Source organism: Micromonospora sp. DT46, assembly GCF_049841735.1.
In the GTDB taxonomy this organism is placed as follows: domain Bacteria; phylum Actinomycetota; class Actinomycetes; order Mycobacteriales; family Micromonosporaceae; genus Micromonospora; species Micromonospora reichwaldensis.
Genome location: NZ_JBNCKW010000008.1, coordinates 289,945 through 307,065, shown reverse-complemented (window position 1 = coordinate 307,065; position 17,121 = coordinate 289,945). Strand labels below are relative to the sequence as shown.

Below are 17,121 nucleotides of genomic sequence, written 5' to 3'. Positions count from 1 at the left end.
TTCTCCGGTACGGGAGTGGTCGTTCCTCACAACGAACCCGCCGGGCGTACGGGGCGGGGCACGGCGAACCGACATGGGAGCGGGAGTGACCACAAATTCCAACGGCCAGCGGGTACTCATCACCGGCGGCACGGGTTCCTTCGGCAAGACGATGGTCCGCCGCCTCCTCGACCGTGGCGTCGGCGAGGTCCGGGTGCTCAGCCGCGACGAGGCCAAGCAGGACGACATGCGCCGGCAGCTCGGCGACGACCGGGTCCGCTACCACGTCGGGGACGTACGCGACTACGACTCGGTGCTGCGGGCCAGCCGGGGGATCGACTACGTCTTCCACGCGGCGGCCCTCAAGCAGGTGCCCTCCTGCGAGTTCTTCCCGCTGGAGGCGGTGCGGACCAACGTCCTGGGCAGCGCCAACGTCGTCGAGGCGGCGGAGCGTAACGGCGTCGGCTCCGTGGTCGTGCTGAGCACCGACAAGGCCGTCCACCCCGTCAACGCGATGGGGATGAGCAAGGCCATGATGGAGAAGGTCGCCCAGGCGCACGCCCGGAACAACCCGAACAGCGCGACGACGGTCTCCTGCGTCCGGTACGGCAACGTCATGTACTCGCGCGGCTCGGTGATCCCACTGTTCATCGAGCAGATCAAGGCGGGCCGGGCGCCCACCGTCACGGACCCGGGGATGACCCGCTTCCTGATGTCGCTGGACGACTCGGTGGAGCTGGTCGAGCACGCCTTCCAGCACGCCCGGCCCGGCGACATCTTCATCCGCAAGGCCGTCGCCTGCACCGTCGGCGACCTGGCCGAGGCGGTCTGCGAACTCTTCGACGTGCCCGCGAAGCTCGACGTGATCGGCGTACGGCACGGCGAGAAGCAGGACGAGACGCTGGCCAGCCGGGAGGAACTCGCCCAGGCGGACGACTTCGGCGACTTCCTCCGGGTGCCGCTGGACGCCCGCGACCTCAACTACGCGCTCTACGTCTCCGAGGGCGAGCTGGGCCGGGGGCCGCGGGAGGACTTCAACTCCGCCAACGCGCCGCGGCTGGGCGTACCGGAGATCGTCGAGCTGCTGAGGACGCTGCCGGAGGTACGCGCGGAGCTGGCCCTGCGGGACCCGGTGCTGGCGTGCTGAGGCTGGCGGTCACCGGCGCCGGCGGCTTCCTCGGCTGGCACGTGCGGGTGCTGCTGCGTGTCCTCGGCCGGCCGGAGCCGGTCGTCGTCACGCGGGCCGACCTGACCGACCCGGAGCGGGTCGCGGCGAAGCTCGACGGCGTCGACCGGGTGCTGCACCTGGCCGGGGTCAACCGGGGCGAGCCGGCCGACGTCGCCGCCGGCAACGTGCAGCTCGCCGCCCAGCTCGCGCAGGGCCTCAAGCACTGCCCGACGCCCCCCGGCGCGGTGGTCTTCGCCAACTCGGTGCAGGCCGGCAACGGCACCCCCTACGGCGACGCCAAGGCCGCCGCCGCCGGCCTCCTGGCCGACACGGGCCTGCCGTTCGACGACGTCCTGCTGCCCAACCTGTACGGCGAGCACGGCCGGCCGTACTACAACTCAGCGGTCGCGACGTTCTGCCGGCTGCTCGCCGAGGGCGGGCAACCGGAGGTGCACGGCGACCGCGAGCTGAGCCTGGTGCACGTCACCGACGCGGCGGCCCGGCTCGTCGGCGTCCCGGCCGGCGGCTCCTGGGACCCCACCATGCCGGCGCTGCGGACCGGCGTACGGGCCCTCGCCGACCGGCTCGCCGACGTCGCCGCCACCTATCGGACGGGGGAACTGCCGTCCCTGGTGGACCGGCACGACGTGCGGCTGTTCAACACCTACCGCTCGCACTGCTTCCCGGCGCACTATCCGCTGGCGCTGCCGCGCCGGGCGGACGCCCGGGGCGAGCTGGTCGAGACGGTCCGGACGCACGGGGGAGGCGGCCAGACCTTCTGCTCCACCACGCGCCCCGGCATCACCCGGGGCGAGCACTTCCACCTGGCCAAGGTGGAGCGCTTCGTCGTGCTGCGCGGCACGGCGGAGATCAGCCTGCGCCGCGTCGACGACACCGGGGTGGTGCGGTTCGCGGTCTCCGGCGACGAGCCGGTGCTCGTGGACATGCCCACGATGTGGGCGCACAAGCTGGTCAACACCGGCGGCGACGACCTGGTCACCATGTTCTGGACGAACGAGCTGTTCGACCCGGAACGGCCGGACACCTGGCCCGAGCCGGTGGAGACGGGCCGGCCGGAGCGCGCCGTGGCCGTCCCGTGAGGATCGGCCTGGTCAGCCAGTGGTACCCGCCCGAAGGGGTGTTCATCCCCGGCAACCTGGCGCGGCAACTGGCCGAGCGAGACCACGACGTACGGGTGCTCACCACCTTCCCGAGCTACCCGCACGGCCGGATCTTCCCCGGCTGGCGGCAGCGCTGGCGACACACCGAGACCGACGGGCCGGTCGCCGTGCGGCGGGTGCCCGCCTATCCCAGCCACGACACGTCCGCCGCCCGGCGCGCGCTGAGCCACCTGTCCTTCGGGGCCAGCAGCGCGCTGGGTGGCGTCCGCTGGTTGGCGGGCGTCGACGTCACCTACGTCTACCACCCGCCACCCACCTCCGCGGCCGCGGCGGCGCTGGTCCGCCTGGCCCGGCGTACGCCGATCGTGCTGCACGTCCAGGACCTGTGGCCGGAGTCGGTGCTCGGCTCGGGCATGGCGCCCGCCGGCCGGGCGGGCCGGGCCCTGGAGCGCGGCGTCGCCGCCCTGATGCGCGCGACGTACCGCCTCGCCGGCGCCGTGGTGGTGATCTCGCCGGCGATGGCCGACCTGGTCGTGGCCCGGGGCGCGGACCCGGACCGGGTGCGGGTGGTGTGGAACTGGACCGACGACGCGCTGTTCCGGCCGGTGCCGGCCACCGACGAGGCCCGTGCGGCGCTCGGCCACCGCGGGCGCTGCACGGTGATGTTCGCCGGCAACATCGGCCTGTTGCAGGGGATCGAGACCGCGATCCGGGCGGCGGCCGTCGTGCGCGACCGGATCGACCTGGTGCTGGTGGGCTCCGGTGCCGGCGAGGAGGCCGCGCGCCGGCTCGCCGCGGAGCTCGGCGCCGACAACGTGCGGTTCATCGGCCGACGGCCCGCCGAACGGATGGCCGCGCTGTACGCCGCCGCCGACTGGCAGCTGATCTGCCTGCGCGACCTGCCCGCGCTGCGCGGCAGCATCCCGTCGAAGTTGCAGGCCGCGCTGGCCTGCGGCAGCCCCGTGATCGCGTCGGTGGGCGGCGACGCCGCGGCCCTGGTCCGCTCGGCCGGGGTCGGCCTCGTCTCCCCGCCGGGGGACTGGCGTGCGCTCGCCGCGCGCTTCTCCGTCGCGGCGGCCGAGTCCGCGGACGCCCGGACGGAACTGGGCCGGCGGGCCCGACGGGTCTACCAGGAGCGCATGTCGCTGCGGGTGGGCGTGGACCAGTTCGAGGACATCATGACCAAGCTGGCAGCAGAGAGAGGACGGGCATGACCCGGATCATGACGGTGGTCGGCACCCGACCGGAGATCATCCGACTGTCCCGGGTGATCGCCCGGCTCGACGACACCGTGGACCACCTGCTGGTGCACACCGGGCAGAACTGGGACAGCACCCTCTCCGACGTCTTCTTCAAGGAGCTGCGGCTGCGCGAGCCGGACCGCTTCCTGCGGGTGGACACCTCGTCGCTCGGCCGGGTGCTGGGCGGCGTGCTGGTCGGCATGGAGACGGCGATCGCCGAGACCCGACCGGACGCGCTGCTCGTGCTCGGCGACACCAACAGCTGCATCGCCGCGCTGATGGCCCGGCGGATGCGGGTGCCGGTCTACCACATGGAGGCCGGCAACCGCTGCTTCGACCTCAACGTCCCCGAGGAGACCAACCGGCGGCTCGTCGACCACGTCGCCGACTTCAACCTGGTCTACACCGAGCACGCGCGACGCAACCTGCTGGCCGAGGGGCTGCACCCGCGCCGGATCCTGCACACCGGCTCGCCCATGCGGGAGGTGCTGGAGCACTACCGCGCCGACGTCGCCGCGTCGGGCGTCCTGCGCCAGCTCGACCTCGCACCCGGCCGGTACTTCGTGGTCAGCGCGCACCGCGAGGAGAACGTGGACCAGCCGGACCGCCTCCAGCGCCTGCTCGACTGCCTCCGGGCCGTCCGCGACCGGTGGGGGCACCCGGTGCTGGTCTCCACGCACCCGCGTACCCGCAAGCGGCTGGAGGCGCTGGCGCCCGACGCCGCCGCCCTCGACGGGATCGCGTTCCACGAGCCGTTCGGCCTCTTCGACTACGTGCACCTGCAGACCCGGGCGTTCTGCACGCTCTCCGACAGCGGCACGATCAGCGAGGAGGCCGCGATCCTCGGCTTCCCCGCCGTGACGCTGCGCGAGTCGATCGAGCGCCCCGAGGCGCTGGACGCCGGCGGGATCATCATGACCGGGCTCGACCCGCAGGGGGTCGTGGAGGCGGTCGAGGTCACCGTGGCCCAGGTCGCCGCCCAGGGGGTGCCGTGCCCTGTGGACTACCGGATCCCGGACACCTCCCGCCGGGTGGTCGACTTCATCCTCTCCACCGTCCGCCGGCACCACGACTGGGCGGGCATCCGCCGCTGAGCCGTACCGCGAGGGCCGGCGACCGGAGCTTCCCGGTCGCCGGCCCTCACCGTGTGGGAGTCAGCGGGACAACGGCACCTGCACCGAGGCGCGGGGGACCGGCACGACCGGGTGGTCGCAGAGCGCGGCGAGCTGCGCGGCCACCTTCTCCGGATCTTCGTACGGGTCGAGTCCGCTGACCTCGATCGGGTCCAGGGCGGGCACCGCCACGTGCGACACCAGCGGGTGCAGCGGCCGGGTGTCGGTCTCGCCGGTGCCGAACAGGTCCTCGTGCAGCTTCTCGCCGGGGCGCAGCCCGGTGTAGACGATCGGCACGCCGCTCTCCGCCTGCTCGGCCATCTGCCGGGCCAGGTCGGCGATGCGGACGGGCTCGCCCATGTCCAGCACCAGCGCCTCCCCGTCGCGGCCGATCTCGGCGGCCTGCAACACCAGGTGCACCGCCTCCTGCACCGTCATCAGGTAACGGGTCACCTCCGGGTGGGTGACGGTGAGCGGGTGGCCCAGCTCGATCTGCCGCTGGAACGCGGTCACCACCGAGCCGCGGCTGCTCAGCACGTTGCCGAAGCGGACGCTGAGGAAGGTGCCGGGGAACCGGGAGGCGGCGTGCGCGGTCAGCCGCTCGGTGATCCGCTTCGAGTAGCCGAGGACGCTGATCGGGTCGGCCGCCTTGTCTGTGGAGATGTTGACGAAGCGGGCCACGTCGCGGCACGCGTCGAGCACGGAGAGGGTGCCCCAGACGTTCGTCTTCACCGCCTCGCCGGGGTGCCGCTGGAGCAGCGTGAGGTGCTTGAGCGCGGCGGCGTGGAAGATGACGTCCGGCCGGCGCTCGCGGATGATCCGCCGGATGCCCTCGTCGTCGCGGAGATCGGCGAGGATCAGCTCGGGGCCGTCCAGCAGGGCGCGTCCGGCCAGCGACATCTGCAGGCCGTGCAGGGCCGACTCGTCGCGGTCGAGCATCATCAGCTCGCCCGGGTCCGCCTTCATCACCTGCCGGCACAGCTCCGAGCCGATGGAGCCGCCAGCGCCGGTGACCAGGACCCGTCGACCGCTGAGCCCGTTGCCGCTCAGCGCCATGTCGGCGACCACCTGCCGGCGGCCCAGCAGGTCGTCGATCTGCACGTCGCGGACGTCGGTGACGGTGATCCGGTGGTCGACGAGGTCCCGGACCGGAGGCAGCACCTTGAACGTCGCCCCGGTCCGGAGGGTGGCCTCGCGGATCTGCCGGATCAGCGCGGCGTCGGCGTTGGCGACGGAGAAGATCACCGTCGTCGCGCCGGTGCGCCGTACGGCCGCCGCCACGTCCTGACGGCCACCGAGCACGCGTACGCCGCCGATGCGCAGGTCCCGCTTGTCGGGGTCGTCGTCGAGGGCGCCCACGGGCCGGTAGCGTCCACGCGGATCGCCGAGCATGGCCCGCAGCAGCCCCTGCCCGGCGTCGCCGAGCCCGAACAGCAGCACGGGGTTGGAGGACCGGGCGTCGGGCCGCATGGCGAGGTCACGGCGGTGCCGGTAGGTGAACCGGGCGGTCAGCATGAACAGCAGGGCCAGGGCGCCGCCGACCAGCGGCGTGCTCGCCGGCACCGGTCGTACGCCGGCCGGCAGCAGCCCGATCAGCATGATCGCGGCCGTGGTGGCCGCCGTGCCCGCGACCCCCTGCACCTCCTGAAGGCTGCCCAGCGGGTGGCGTCCGGAGTAGATCCGGCGAACCGCCGCGACGGCGACGTGCACGACGGCGGCGAGGATGCCGCAGGTGGCGGCGCGCGCGAGCTGGCCGGAGGCCAGGTCGAGTTCGTAACGGAACCAGACCGCTGCGGTGAACCCACCGACCCAGGCGGTGCTGTCGGTGGCGAGGAATCCGATTGTGCGGCGACGCGCCCTGGCCCGGTGTGAACTCTGTTCACCGAGTCGGGTGGCCTCTGTTTCGGGCGGCATCTGTGCTCCCTGTCCGTCTCCGAGGGCTTCCGCCACAGGGCGGAAGGAGCTTTAGGGCTCTTTAGGTTGATACATGCCCGAACATGATTTTTGGCGTCTTTCGGGTTGGATGACCGATTTTTCGTCCGCGGGGCCGAGGGCTCGTCGGGTCAACGGGCGGGCACGCCCTTGACCACGACACCGTCCGGCACGTCCCGGACGACGCAGGCGCCCGCCCCGACGGTGCTGTCCCGGCCCACCCGCAGGCCCTGCAACACGGCCGCCGTCGTGCCGACCAGCACCCCCTCCGCCAGGTGGCAGTCGCCCGAGACGGCGGCCAGCGGATTGACCGAGACGAAGTCGGCGAGGGTGCAGTCGTGCCCGACCGTGGCGTTCTGGTTGAGGTGCACGTGCCGGCCGAGCGTGACGTTGGTGGTGACCCGGGCCCCCGCGAAGGCGACGAGGCCCGGGCCGTGCACCGTGTCCGGCCCGATCGTCGCCGCCGGATGCACGAGGCTCGCCGCCGGCGTGCCGTACGCCTCGACCCGGGCGGCGACCGCCCGCCGGACGCGCGGGTCGCCGATGCCGATGACGTGGTGCGCGTCCGGGGGCGCGTCGCGCAGCCAGGCGACGCCGCCGAGATAGGGCACGTCGAGCCGTTGCACCCGCTTCAGGTTCTCCTCGGAGGGCCGGTCGTCGACGAACCCGAGGAGGCGCCAGCGTGGCCGGCCGGCGGCGACGTCCATCGCCCGCGCGATCGTGAGGACCTCCCGGCCGTGCCCGCCGCAGCCGACGACCACCAGCGGGACCGTCACGCCGTCGACCCTCCCGTACGGGCCGCCAGGAACTCGTCGACGGCGGCGAGGACGAGGCCGACCTGCCGCTCGTTCATCGCGCTGCCGCTGGGCAGGGCCAGCCCGTCGGCGAACAGCCGCTCGGCCACTCCGGTGACGAGGCACTCGGCGTCGGCGTACGCCGGTTGCAGGTGCATCGGCTTCCAGACCGGGCGGGTCTCGATGTCCCGCCCCGCCAGGTGGGCGGCCAGGTCGGCGGCCCGCCAGCCGGCCCGCCGCGGGTCGACCGCGATGGTGGTCAGCCAGCAGTTGGAGCCGGGGTCCTCCACGCCGAGCAGCCGCACACCCGGGACCGGGGCGAAGAGCTTGGCGTACTGGTCGCGCAGGTGCCGGCGCCGGGCGATCATCCCGTCCAGCCGGACGAGCTGGGCGCGGCCCAACGCGGCGAGCAGGTTGCTCAGTCGGTAGTTGTAGCCCGTCTCGCGGTGCTCGTAGTGCGGCGTCGGCTCGCGGGCCTGGGTCGACAGGAACCGGGCCCGGGCCAGCAGGGCCGCGTCGTCGGAGACGAGCATCCCGCCGCCCGAGGTGGTCATGATCTTGTTGCCGTTGAAGGAGAGGATGCCCACCTGCCCGAAGGAGCCGGCGGGCCGGCCGTGATGGGTCGCGCCGAGGGCCTCCGCGGCGTCCTCGACCACCGGTACGCCCGCCGCCGCGCAGACCGGGGCCAGCGCGGTGTGGTCGGCGCAGCTGCCGAAGAGGTCGACGGGGACGACCGCTCCGACGCGCTGCCCCCGGAGGACGAGTGCCCGGATCAGCTCGTCCACGAGGGCCACGTCGAGGTTCCCGGAGTGCGGGTCGCAGTCGACGAAGACCGGCCGGGCACCGGCGTAGCGGACCGCGTTCGCGCTCGCCACGAACGTCAGCGTCGGCACGATGACGGCGTCGCCGGGCCCGACTCCCACTCCGAGCAGCGCCAGGTGCAGCGCGGCCGTGCCGGAACTCACGGCGACGGCCCCGTGCGTGCCCACCCGCGTGGCGACCTCGCGCTCGAACGCGTCGAGGTCCGGGCCGACGGGCGCGACCCAGCCGGACCGCAGGGCCGCGACGACGTAAGACTCCTCCAGCGGCCCGACGTCGGGCGGGGACAGGTGGATGGTCCCGCTCATCGGCCACCTCCGGCGGGGACGGTGAGGGTGGCGTCCGGTCCCGGCACTGCCGGGGCGGGCGGGTGCGTGCCGAGGAACTCGGGAGCCGTGGCCGAGCCCGCTGCGGAGATCCCCTCGCGGCGCAGCACGGTGCGGACGGTCGCGGCGAGGATCGACAGGTCCAGCCGCAGGCTGCGGTGGTCGACGTACCAGACGTCCAGGTCCAGCTTCTCCTCCCAGCCCAGGCTGTTGCGGCCACGCACCTGGGCCAGCCCGGTGACGCCCGGCCTAACCTCGTGCCGGCGGGCCTGGGTGGGGGAGTAGCGCGGCAGATACTCGGTGAGCAGGGGACGGGGGCCGACCAGGCTCATGTCGCCGCGCAGCACGTTCCACAGCGTCGGCAGCTCGTCCAGGCTGGTGGAGCGCAGGAAGCGCCCCAGCGGCGTCAGCCGGTCCCCGTCGCGCACCCGTCCCCGCAGCGGATCCGGCGGGAGCATGGTGCGGAACTTGACCAGCTCGAACACCCGGCCGTGCCGCCCCACGCGGGGCTGCCGGAACAGCACCGGCCGACCGAGTCCCGCCGCCACCAGCACCGCCACGACGAGGACCAGTGGCGCGGTCAGCACCAGCAGCACCGCGGCCGCCAGCACGTCGATCGCCCGCTTCAGGGCCTCCGGTCGGGGCCGCTCCGCGAGGCTTCCAGGCGTGTCCACGGAACCAGGCAAGGCTTCGACCTCCAGGGGCAGAGTCGGGCACCAGTTGACAAACACGTTCTAACAGGGATGAACGCGCCAGCGGTGCGAAATCGCGACACTCGCCGCCGATCCCGACAGGTCAACCGCGCAACGGCCCGTCAGGACGCGGCCCGACGCCGAAGACGTGCCCCTCGACCCGCGTCGCGGCCCTGGTGGGGCGGCACGTGGGCCGACGCCGGCCGGTGCCGCCGCCCGCGAATGCGCAAGGGACCGGCTAGCCCCGCGCCCTCGGCGGGCCGCTACCCACCCGCCGGCTGATGGTCGGCGCACCCGCCTGCCGATGCCACGGCACCCGCCTGCCGAAGTCACCGCACCCGACTGCCGATGTCCGGCGCTCCCGCCTGCCTACGCTCAGGGCGTCGCGTCGCCGCCTTCGAGCCGGCGGACCAGTAGCGTGCGCAGGGGGATCGACTCGCCGTCGCGACCACCCGCGCCGACCACGAGCGGCGGCGGACTCGGCTGGGGCTCGGCCCCGAACAGCAGGGCGCGCGGGCCGCCGGCCACGGTCAGCAGGTGGAACCGCCCGTCGACGTCGACGGCCCTGGTGCGGGCCCGGTCGACGTACCAGCCGCGCAGCCCCGTCCGGTAGCTGCCGCGCCCGTCGAGGCCCCGGGCCGTGAGTCGTTCCGTGGGCAGGCCGCGCCGGGTCGCCTCGGCGACGAACCAACCGACCAGCTCCGCCGCCTCGGCGTGCTCGGCCGCCCGCCGGCGCTCGTCGGCCGCCGCGTGCGCCCGCACCGCCCGCCGCTGCCGTTCCCGCCACTCCAGGCCGTCGCCCCGATCCACGACCGCGACGGTACGCCCCACCGCCCGTCACCGGAAAGCACCACCGCGCCCTGTCGCCGGTCCGGCCGGTCGACAGGGCGCGCACGCCGGGCGCTGATGGCCGTGAGCAGGTCCGCAGGCGGATAGGTCGGCACGACGCTGTCGAGCTGAGTCGTTTGCGACATCGGGCGCTGGCGGTCGTGGGTGGGTCCGCGGGTGAGAGGTCGGCGTGACGCTGTCGAGCTGAGTCGTTTGCGACATCAGGCGGTTGCCTGAACCGTCGTTGAATCGTCTACGACATCAGCTCGACAGCGTCGTGCGTGCGTCCCGTGCCGCCCTGGAATCCGGCCGGCCTGGCCCTACATGCCGCCGTCGCTCCGTCCGGGCGGCCCGGGCCGTGTCGGGCCAGTGCGGCCTGGGCGGTGTCAGGCCAGTGCGGCCCGGGCCGTGTCAGGCGAGTCCGGCCTGGGCGGTGTCCGGCCAGTGCGGCCCGGGCCGTGTCGGGCGAGTGCGGCCCGGGCCGTGTCGGGCGAGTGCGGTCCGGGCCGTGTCAGGCGGAGTCCGGTCCGGGCCGTGTCAGGCCAGTCCGGCCCGGCGCAGTGCGTCCGCCATGGCGTCGTTGGCCGGCGCGGGTCCCGCTCCGCCTCGGCCCTGCCGTTGCGTCCCGCCCCGCCCGCCGTCCTGCCCGCCCTGACCGCCCTGACCGCCGCGCCCGCCGCCGCCCTGACCACCACCGGACTGGCCGCCGCGTCCGCCGCCCTGGGCGCCTTGGGCACCCCGGTCACCGCGTCCACCGCCCTGGCCGGGCTGGCCGCCCTGACCCGCCTGGGCGACCTGGCCGCCCCGCGAGGCGCCCCGGTCGCCGCGCGGTCCGCCCTGCCCGCCACGTTCGCGGCGCCCGCCGTCCGGGCCGCCGCGCCCGGCGCCCGCCTCCGCGTCGTCCTCCAGCCGGAGGGTGAGCGAGATCCGCTTGCGGGGCACGTCGACGTCAAGCACCTTGACCCGTACGACGTCGCCCGACTTGACCACCTCGCGCGGGTCCTTCACGAACGTCCGGGACATGGCCGAGACGTGCACCAGCCCGTCCTGGTGCACGCCGACGTCCACGAACGCGCCGAACGCGGCCACGTTGGTCACCACGCCCTCCAGCACCATGCCGGGCACCAGGTCGCTGATCTTCTCCACCCCCTCGACGAAGGTGGCGGTGCGGAACTCCGGCCGCGGGTCGCGGCCCGGCTTCTCCAACTCGGCGAGGATGTCGGTGACGGTGGGCAGGCCGAAGGTGTCGTCGACGAAGTCGGTGGCCCGCAGCCCCCGCAGGATGGCGCTCCTGCCGATCAGCGACCGCAGGTCATGGCCCGTGGTGGACAGGATCCGGCGGACCACCGGGTACGCCTCGGGGTGCACGCTGGAGGAGTCCAGCGGGTCGTCGCCGCCGGGGATGCGCAGGAAGCCGGCACACTGCTCGAAGGCCTTCGGGCCGAGCCGGGCGACCTTCTTCAGCTCCGACCGGGTGCGGAACGGACCGTTCGCGTCGCGGTGCAGCACGATGTTCTCCGCCAGCCCGGCGCCGATGCCCGAGACCCGGGTCAGCAGCGGCGCGGAGGCGGTGTTGACGTCGACGCCGACCGCGTTGACGCAGTCCTCGACCACCGCGTCCAGCGACCGGGAGAGCTTCACCTCCGACAGGTCGTGCTGGTACTGGCCGACCCCGATCGAGCGCGGGTCGATCTTGACCAGCTCGGCGAGCGGATCCTGCAGGCGGCGGGCGATGGAGACCGCGCCGCGCAGCGAGACGTCCAGCCCGGGCAGCTCCTGCGAGGCGTACGCGGAGGCGGAGTAGACCGACGCGCCGGCCTCGGAGACCACCACCTTGGTGAGGTTGAGCTGCGGGTACCGCTTGATCAGCTCGCCGGCGAGCTTGTCGGTCTCCCGGCTGGCGGTGCCGTTGCCGATGGCGACCAGCTCGACGCCGTGCGCCCCGGCCAGCCGGGCGAGGGTCTCGATCGAGGCGTCCCACTGCCGGCGCGGCTCGTGCGGGTAGATCGTGTCGGTGGCCACCACCTTGCCGGTCGCGTCCACGACGGCGACCTTCACGCCGGTGCGCAGGCCCGGGTCCAGCCCCATCGTGGGCCGGGTGCCGGCCGGCGCGGCGAGCAGCAGGTCCCGCAGGTTGGTCGCGAAGACCCGCACCGCCTCCTCCTCGGCCGCCTGCCACAGGCGCATCCGCAGGTCCGCCCCGAGGTGGATGAGGATCCGCGTACGCCAGGCCCAGCGCACCGTGTCGGCCAGCCACCGGTCCGCCGGCCGGCCCTTGTCGGTGACGCCGAACCGCCCGGCGATCGCCGCCTCGTAGCGGCTCGGCCCGGTGACCACCGCGTCGGCCTCGCCGGCCTCCTCGGACTCCATGGTCAGGTCGAGCACGCCCTCCTTCTCGCCCCGGAACATGGCCAGGATCCGGTGCGAGGGCAGCTTCGGGTACGGCTCGGCGAAGTCGAAGTAGTCGGCGAACTTCGCGCCGGCCGACTCCTGCCCGTCGCGTACCCGGGAGGCCAGCCGGCCCCGCGACCACATCTGCTCGCGCAGCGTGCCGATCAGGTCGGCGTCCTCGGCGAAACGCTCGATGAGGATCGCGCGGGCGCCCTCCAGGGCGGCGGCGGCATCGGCCACGCCCTTCTCCGCGTCCACGAAGCCGGCGGCGGTCTGGCGTGGGTCCTGGCCCGGGTCGGCCAGCAGCGACTCGGCGAGCGGCTCCAGCCCGGCCTCGCGGGCGATCTGCGCCCGCGTGCGGCGCTTGGGCTTGTACGGCAGGTAGATGTCCTCCAGGCGGGACTTCGAGTCGGCCGCCATGATCTGCGCTTCCAGGGCCTCGTCGAGCTTGCCCTGACCACGGATCGACTCCAGCACCGCCGCGCGCCGCTCGTCCAGCTCGCGCAGGTAGCGCAGCCGCTCCTCCAGGGTGCGCAGCTGGGTGTCGTCGAGCAGGCCGGTGGCCTCCTTGCGGTAGCGGGCGATGAACGGCACGGTCGCACCGCCGTCGAGCAGCTCCACGGCCGCCCGTACCTGACGCTCGGCGACGCCGATTTCCTCGGCGATCCGCTGATGAACAGAGAGGGTCACGATCTCGATCCGCCTTCGGTGTGGGTTCCGCCCTGCATTGTGCCGGCCCGCACCGACGGCCGTCGCCGCCCCCGGCCCGGCGAGCCGCCCCACCCCTTCCTTGCACCGCCTCGCCCGCGACGCCGCCCGCTGCGCTAGCGTGGCGATCATGGAACAGCCCGTGGACCCGCGCGCCCGGCGGCTCTTCGGCGGCAGCGCCCGGGCGCTCGGCGACCTCGCCGCCAGCCCGTTCCGGGCCGACCGCGACCGCATCGTCGCCTCGCCGTTCTTCGCCCGGCTCAACGGCGTGACCCAGGTGGTCAGCCCCGGCGGCTCCGGCCTGCTCGTGCACAACCGGCTGACCCACAGCCTCAAGGTGGCGCAGGTGGCGCGCGCCATCGCCGAGCGGCTCACCGCCGACGAGGCGCACCGCGACCTGCTGGAGAAGCTGGGCGGCTGCGACCCGGACGTGGTGGAGGCCGCCGCGCTCGCGCACGACCTCGGCCACCCGCCGTTCGGGCACCTGGGGGAGCGGGTGCTGGACCGGCTGGCCCGCCAGCGGCTCGGGCTGACCGACGGGTTCGAGGGCAACGCCCAGTCGTACCGGATCGTCACCAGCACCGAGATCCGCGGCGCGGCGACCACCGGCCTGGACCTCACGGCGGCGGTGCGGGCGGCGCTGCTGAAGTACCCGTGGACGCGGCTGGACCACCCCGACCCGCACCCCCGGCTGCTGGACCCGCCGCCGCGCGGCGCCACCCCGCCGCCGGACGACCCGGACAGCGGCTCGTCGAAGTTCGGGGCGTACCGGACCGAGCTCGGCGACCTGCGGCAGGCCCGGGAGCCGTTCGTGGGGCGCATCCCGGACTGGCAGCAGACCCCCGAGGCGTCGATCATGGACACCGCCGACGACGTCGCGTACGCGATCCACGACGTGGAGGACTTCTACCGGGTCGGGGTGCTCCAGCAGGGCGCGGTGGCCGCCGAGCTGATGGCCTGGCAGCGCGAGAGCGGGCACTTCCGGGCCATCACCGACGCGGCCCTGGCCGCCGCCGCCCGCCGGCCCGGCTCGGCGATCGAGCGGCTGCGCCGGCAACTGCACCGCAAGGACGCCTGGATCGCCGACGACGACGCGTTCGCCGCCGCCGTCGAGCACGTCCGCGAGGAGTTGGTGGAGGGGCTGCTCGCCATGCCCTTCGACGGCTCCATCGAGGCGGAGCAGTACGTGGCCCGGTTCTCCGCCCGGTGGACGACCCGCTTCGTCGACGCGATCACCGTGGTCGAGCAGCCGGCGGTCCGCTCCGGTCACGTGCTGCTCGCCCCCGCGCAGTGGCACGAGGTGCAGGTGCTCAAGTTCGTCCACCACCGGTTCGTGCTGGCCCGGCCGGACCTGGCCCTGCACCAGCGCGGGCAGGCCCGGCTGCTGGGCACCCTGGTGGAGGCGCTGCTGGAGTGGCTGCTCGACCCCGAGGAGGAGTCCCGGCTGCCGCGCCGCCTGCACGACCTCGTGGAGCTGGCCGAGGCGGAGCTGCACCCGCGTACGCCGGACCGGATCGGCAAGGCCCGCGGGCGGGCGATCGTCGACTTCGTCGCCCAGCTCACCGACGGTCAGGCGGTCGCCATGCTGGACGCCCTGTCGGGCCGATCCGGGGCGCTCTGGACCGACGCCTTCGTCCTCTGAGGGGCGGCGCCGCGGCACGCCCCACGGCGCTCAGGCGACGGCCTGCCACCAGCCGTCGACGGCCGGCGGGTCGTCCACCACCACCCGCTCCCCGGGGCGGGGCACGGCCAGCCGTACGTCCCGGGCCTTAGCCTCGGCCCAGATCCGGTCCACCGGCTCGGACCAGTCGTGCAGGGCGAGGTTGAACGTCGCCCAGTGCACCGGTACGAGCAGCCCGCCGCGCAGGTCGAGGTGGGCGGCGACGGCTTCCTCGGGGAACATGTGGATGCTCGGCCAGGCCCGGTCGTACGCCCCGATCTGCACCAGCGTGACGTCGAACGGCCCGTGCCGCTCGCCGATCTCGGCGTAGCCGTCGAAGTAGCCGGAGTCGCCGGTGTAGAAGACCTTCCGGTGCGCGCCGGCGACCACCCAGGAGCTCCAGAGCGTCCCGTCGCGGCGCAGCCCCCGGCCGGAGAAGTGCTGCGCGGCGGTGGCCGTGATCTCCAGCCCCGCCACCCGGTGGCTCTCCTCCCAGTCCAGCTCGACGATCCGCCCGGCCGGTACGCCCCAGCGGTCCAGGTGCGCGCCCACGCCCAGGGGCACCAGGAACGGCGCCGACTGCAGGGCGGTCAGCGCCTGGACGGTCGCCATGTCGAGGTGGTCGTAGTGGTCGTGCGAGATCAGGATCGCGTCCACCGGGGGCAGTTCGTCGAGGCGTACCGGCGGCTCGTGCAGGCGGCGCGGGCCGACCAGGGCCGACGGGGAGCACCGGTCGCTCCACACCGGGTCGACCAGCACCCGGCGGCCCTCGATCTCGATCAGCGCGGAGGCGTGGCCGTACCAGACGATGTTCAGCTCACGCCCGGCGTCGGTGGCCGGGGCGGCGCCCGGGCGCGACAGCGGCACGGCGGCGCCCGGCCGGCGCTTCTGCTTGCCGAAGATCAGCTCGCGGATCAGGTTGCGGTCGGGGGTGCCGGCCATCGAGCGGGAGCCGCCCGGGTTGCGGAAGGCGCCGTCGTGGAACCGGGGCGAGCGGGCGGCCCGCTCCGCGCGGGCGCCGGTGAGCCGGCCGCCGAGCGCCGCCGGCACGTCCCGGGCCACCCACGCGAGCCCGGCGAGCGCGGCCAGCCCGGCCGCTCCGCGTAGCCGCCGCCCGAGTGCCCGGTCGGGTCCCGCGCGTTCCGGTGCTGCGCCCATCGTCGTCCCTCCGCCGTGTCCCGTCGTACACGGTAGCCCGGCCACCAGGGGACCGGCGGAAGGTCGGCGGGGCCCGCCGGGACGGCGGACCCCGCACGTCGCGGGGCGGCTCAGCCGCCGTTGCTGGGCCGCTGGGCGGTCGGCCGGTGGGTGAGGCCGGTGCCGGTGAGGCGGTCCACCGAGGCCAGGAAGCGCCGGCCCATCCGGGCGCGGGCCTCGACGGCGGGATGCGTGGCGCCGTAGTCGGCCGGCTCGGCCTGCCCGTCGGCGAAGAGGGCGTACGTCAGCACGGGCGCACCGGCCGTGTCGAAGATCACCCCTGCCTCGTGCCGGGCGTCGGCGAACCAGCCGGCCTTCGTGGCGACGCGGGCCCGCTCGGTCGAGGACATCACCCGCCGGATCCCGTCGGTGTACGCGACGGGGGCGCGCAGCAGCCGCAGCACGAGCGCCGTGCCGGCCGGCGAGAGCAGCGTGCCGGCCACCAGCGCGCGCAGCAGGTCGTGGGTCTCCCGGGGGGTGCTGGTGCCGAGGAAGAACCGGTTGGGGTTGGCGACGGGCTGCACCTGCGTGTTCGGGAAGCCCTTGTCGCGCAGGATCCCGTTGAGCTCGGCGGCCGGGCAGACCAGGCCGCACAGCCGTACCGCCGTGTCGTCGGAGACGGTCAGCAGGTTGGCCAGCACGTGCCCGAGGGTCACGAAGCTCGGGTACGCCCCGTCGAGGCTGAACATGCCGTCCCCGCCGGGCACCACGATCGCCTCGGTCACCTCGACCCGCTGGTCGAGCGTCAGCAGTCCCCGGTCGACCTTGTCGAGCACCGCCACGGCGACCGCGATCTTGTTGACGCTGTACGCCTCGATGCGCCGGTCCGGCTCGTCGGACACGGCCACCACCGGGGCACCCGCCGGGTCGGCGACGCTGACGTACGCCTGCCAGTTGCCGCCCGCTGCCACCGTCTGCCGTTCGTAGATCGCGGCCACCCGGCGGGCGGCCTGCCCGGGCGTCGCCGGCGCCGGTTCGGCGACCTCGGGGGCGGCGGACGCCGGCGCGGCGGCGCCGAGCACCGTTCCCGCCGTGGCCACCGTGCCCAGTCCCAGCGCGGTCCTGCGGTTCACCCGGATAGTCAATCGTCTCTCCCGTCGTGGTGGGCCGGCCCACCACCCTAGGCGAGACGATCGACGCCGGTGATCCCGCG

The 17,121-nt window shown here is 74.3% G+C and carries 13 protein-coding genes; 5 read left to right on the top strand and 8 right to left on the bottom strand.

Annotated features, from left to right (window positions below):
• Positions 1–85: 85 nt before the first annotated feature.
• The 4 genes from ACLQ20_RS23640 to wecB are packed head-to-tail and all read left to right on the top strand — an operon-like array spanning position 86 to position 4,603.
• Entirely contained in the window at positions 86–1,126 is a 1,041-nt protein-coding gene (locus ACLQ20_RS23640; RefSeq protein WP_305069292.1) for an SDR family NAD(P)-dependent oxidoreductase, read from the top strand.
• Positions 1,120–2,247, top strand: coding sequence for an NAD-dependent epimerase/dehydratase family protein (locus tag ACLQ20_RS23635; protein ID WP_425857706.1), 1,128 nt, complete (start codon positions 1,120–1,122; stop codon positions 2,245–2,247). The genes ACLQ20_RS23640 and ACLQ20_RS23635 overlap by 7 nt, the downstream gene beginning before the upstream one ends.
• On the top strand, positions 2,244–3,482 hold the full coding sequence (locus ACLQ20_RS23630) for a glycosyltransferase family 4 protein (RefSeq protein WP_425857705.1): 1,239 nt from the start codon (positions 2,244–2,246) through the stop codon (positions 3,480–3,482). Before ACLQ20_RS23635 ends, ACLQ20_RS23630 begins: the two co-directional genes overlap by 4 nt.
• A complete protein-coding gene (wecB, locus tag ACLQ20_RS23625; protein ID WP_425857704.1) occupies positions 3,479–4,603 on the top strand; it encodes a non-hydrolyzing UDP-N-acetylglucosamine 2-epimerase in 1,125 nt (374 codons plus the stop codon). The genes ACLQ20_RS23630 and wecB overlap by 4 nt, the downstream gene beginning before the upstream one ends.
• 60 nt (positions 4,604–4,663) lie before the next feature.
• On the opposite strand, the gene ACLQ20_RS23620 is transcribed toward wecB, so the two are convergent.
• The 6 genes from ACLQ20_RS23620 to ACLQ20_RS23595 all read right to left on the bottom strand — a co-directional run bounded on the left by ACLQ20_RS23620 (position 4,664) and on the right by ACLQ20_RS23595 (position 13,093).
• Positions 4,664–6,535: a polysaccharide biosynthesis protein gene (locus ACLQ20_RS23620; protein WP_425857703.1), complete on the bottom strand. Its 1,872-nt coding sequence runs from the start codon at positions 6,533–6,535 to the stop codon at positions 4,664–4,666.
• Positions 6,536–6,684: 149 nt separating this feature from the next.
• Complete coding sequence (locus ACLQ20_RS23615; protein ID WP_132235840.1) at positions 6,685–7,329, bottom strand: acetyltransferase; 645 nt, start codon at positions 7,327–7,329, stop codon at positions 6,685–6,687.
• Positions 7,326–8,474 carry a DegT/DnrJ/EryC1/StrS family aminotransferase gene (locus ACLQ20_RS23610; RefSeq protein WP_151455459.1) on the bottom strand — a complete coding sequence of 383 codons (1,149 nt, stop codon included), beginning with the start codon at positions 8,472–8,474 and terminating at the stop codon, positions 7,326–7,328. The genes ACLQ20_RS23615 and ACLQ20_RS23610 overlap by 4 nt, the downstream gene beginning before the upstream one ends.
• Positions 8,471–9,166 carry a sugar transferase gene (locus tag ACLQ20_RS23605; RefSeq protein WP_425857702.1) on the bottom strand — a complete coding sequence of 232 codons (696 nt, stop codon included), beginning with the start codon at positions 9,164–9,166 and terminating at the stop codon, positions 8,471–8,473. Before ACLQ20_RS23605 ends, ACLQ20_RS23610 begins: the two co-directional genes overlap by 4 nt.
• A gap of 393 nt (positions 9,167–9,559) precedes the next feature.
• Positions 9,560–9,994: a hypothetical protein gene (locus ACLQ20_RS23600; protein ID WP_151455460.1), complete on the bottom strand. Its 435-nt coding sequence runs from the start codon at positions 9,992–9,994 to the stop codon at positions 9,560–9,562.
• A 555-nt stretch (positions 9,995–10,549) separates the two neighbouring features.
• Positions 10,550–13,093 carry a Tex family protein gene (locus ACLQ20_RS23595; protein WP_425857701.1) on the bottom strand — a complete coding sequence of 848 codons (2,544 nt, stop codon included), beginning with the start codon at positions 13,091–13,093 and terminating at the stop codon, positions 10,550–10,552.
• Positions 13,094–13,241: 148 nt separating this feature from the next.
• Between ACLQ20_RS23595 and ACLQ20_RS23590 the strand changes: the two genes are divergently transcribed.
• On the top strand, positions 13,242–14,753 hold the full coding sequence (locus ACLQ20_RS23590) for a deoxyguanosinetriphosphate triphosphohydrolase family protein (RefSeq protein WP_327027573.1): 1,512 nt from the start codon (positions 13,242–13,244) through the stop codon (positions 14,751–14,753).
• Between the two features lie 30 nt (positions 14,754–14,783).
• Here the strand turns inward: ACLQ20_RS23590 and ACLQ20_RS23585 are convergent, their stop codons facing one another.
• A complete protein-coding gene (locus ACLQ20_RS23585) occupies positions 14,784–15,929 on the bottom strand; it encodes an MBL fold metallo-hydrolase (RefSeq protein WP_327027574.1) in 1,146 nt (381 codons plus the stop codon).
• 110 nt (positions 15,930–16,039) lie between these two features.
• On the bottom strand, positions 16,040–17,041 hold the full coding sequence (locus tag ACLQ20_RS23580) for a serine hydrolase (protein ID WP_225852431.1): 1,002 nt from the start codon (positions 17,039–17,041) through the stop codon (positions 16,040–16,042).
• Positions 17,042–17,121: the final 80 nt, after the last annotated feature.

What these genes read in the sequence shown, in the direction of transcription:
- wecB (WP_425857704.1), top strand. Translation starts at nt 3,479, where the DNA reads ATGACCCGGATCATGACGGTGGTCGGCACCCGACCGGAGATCATCCGA.
- ACLQ20_RS23620 (WP_425857703.1), bottom strand. Translation starts at nt 6,535, where the DNA reads ATGCCGCCCGAAACAGAGGCCACCCGACTCGGTGAACAGAGTTCACAC.
- ACLQ20_RS23610 (WP_151455459.1), bottom strand. Translation starts at nt 8,474, where the DNA reads ATGAGCGGGACCATCCACCTGTCCCCGCCCGACGTCGGGCCGCTGGAG.
- ACLQ20_RS23590 (WP_327027573.1), top strand. Translation starts at nt 13,242, where the DNA reads ATGGAACAGCCCGTGGACCCGCGCGCCCGGCGGCTCTTCGGCGGCAGC.
- ACLQ20_RS23585 (WP_327027574.1), bottom strand. Translation starts at nt 15,929, where the DNA reads ATGGGCGCAGCACCGGAACGCGCGGGACCCGACCGGGCACTCGGGCGG.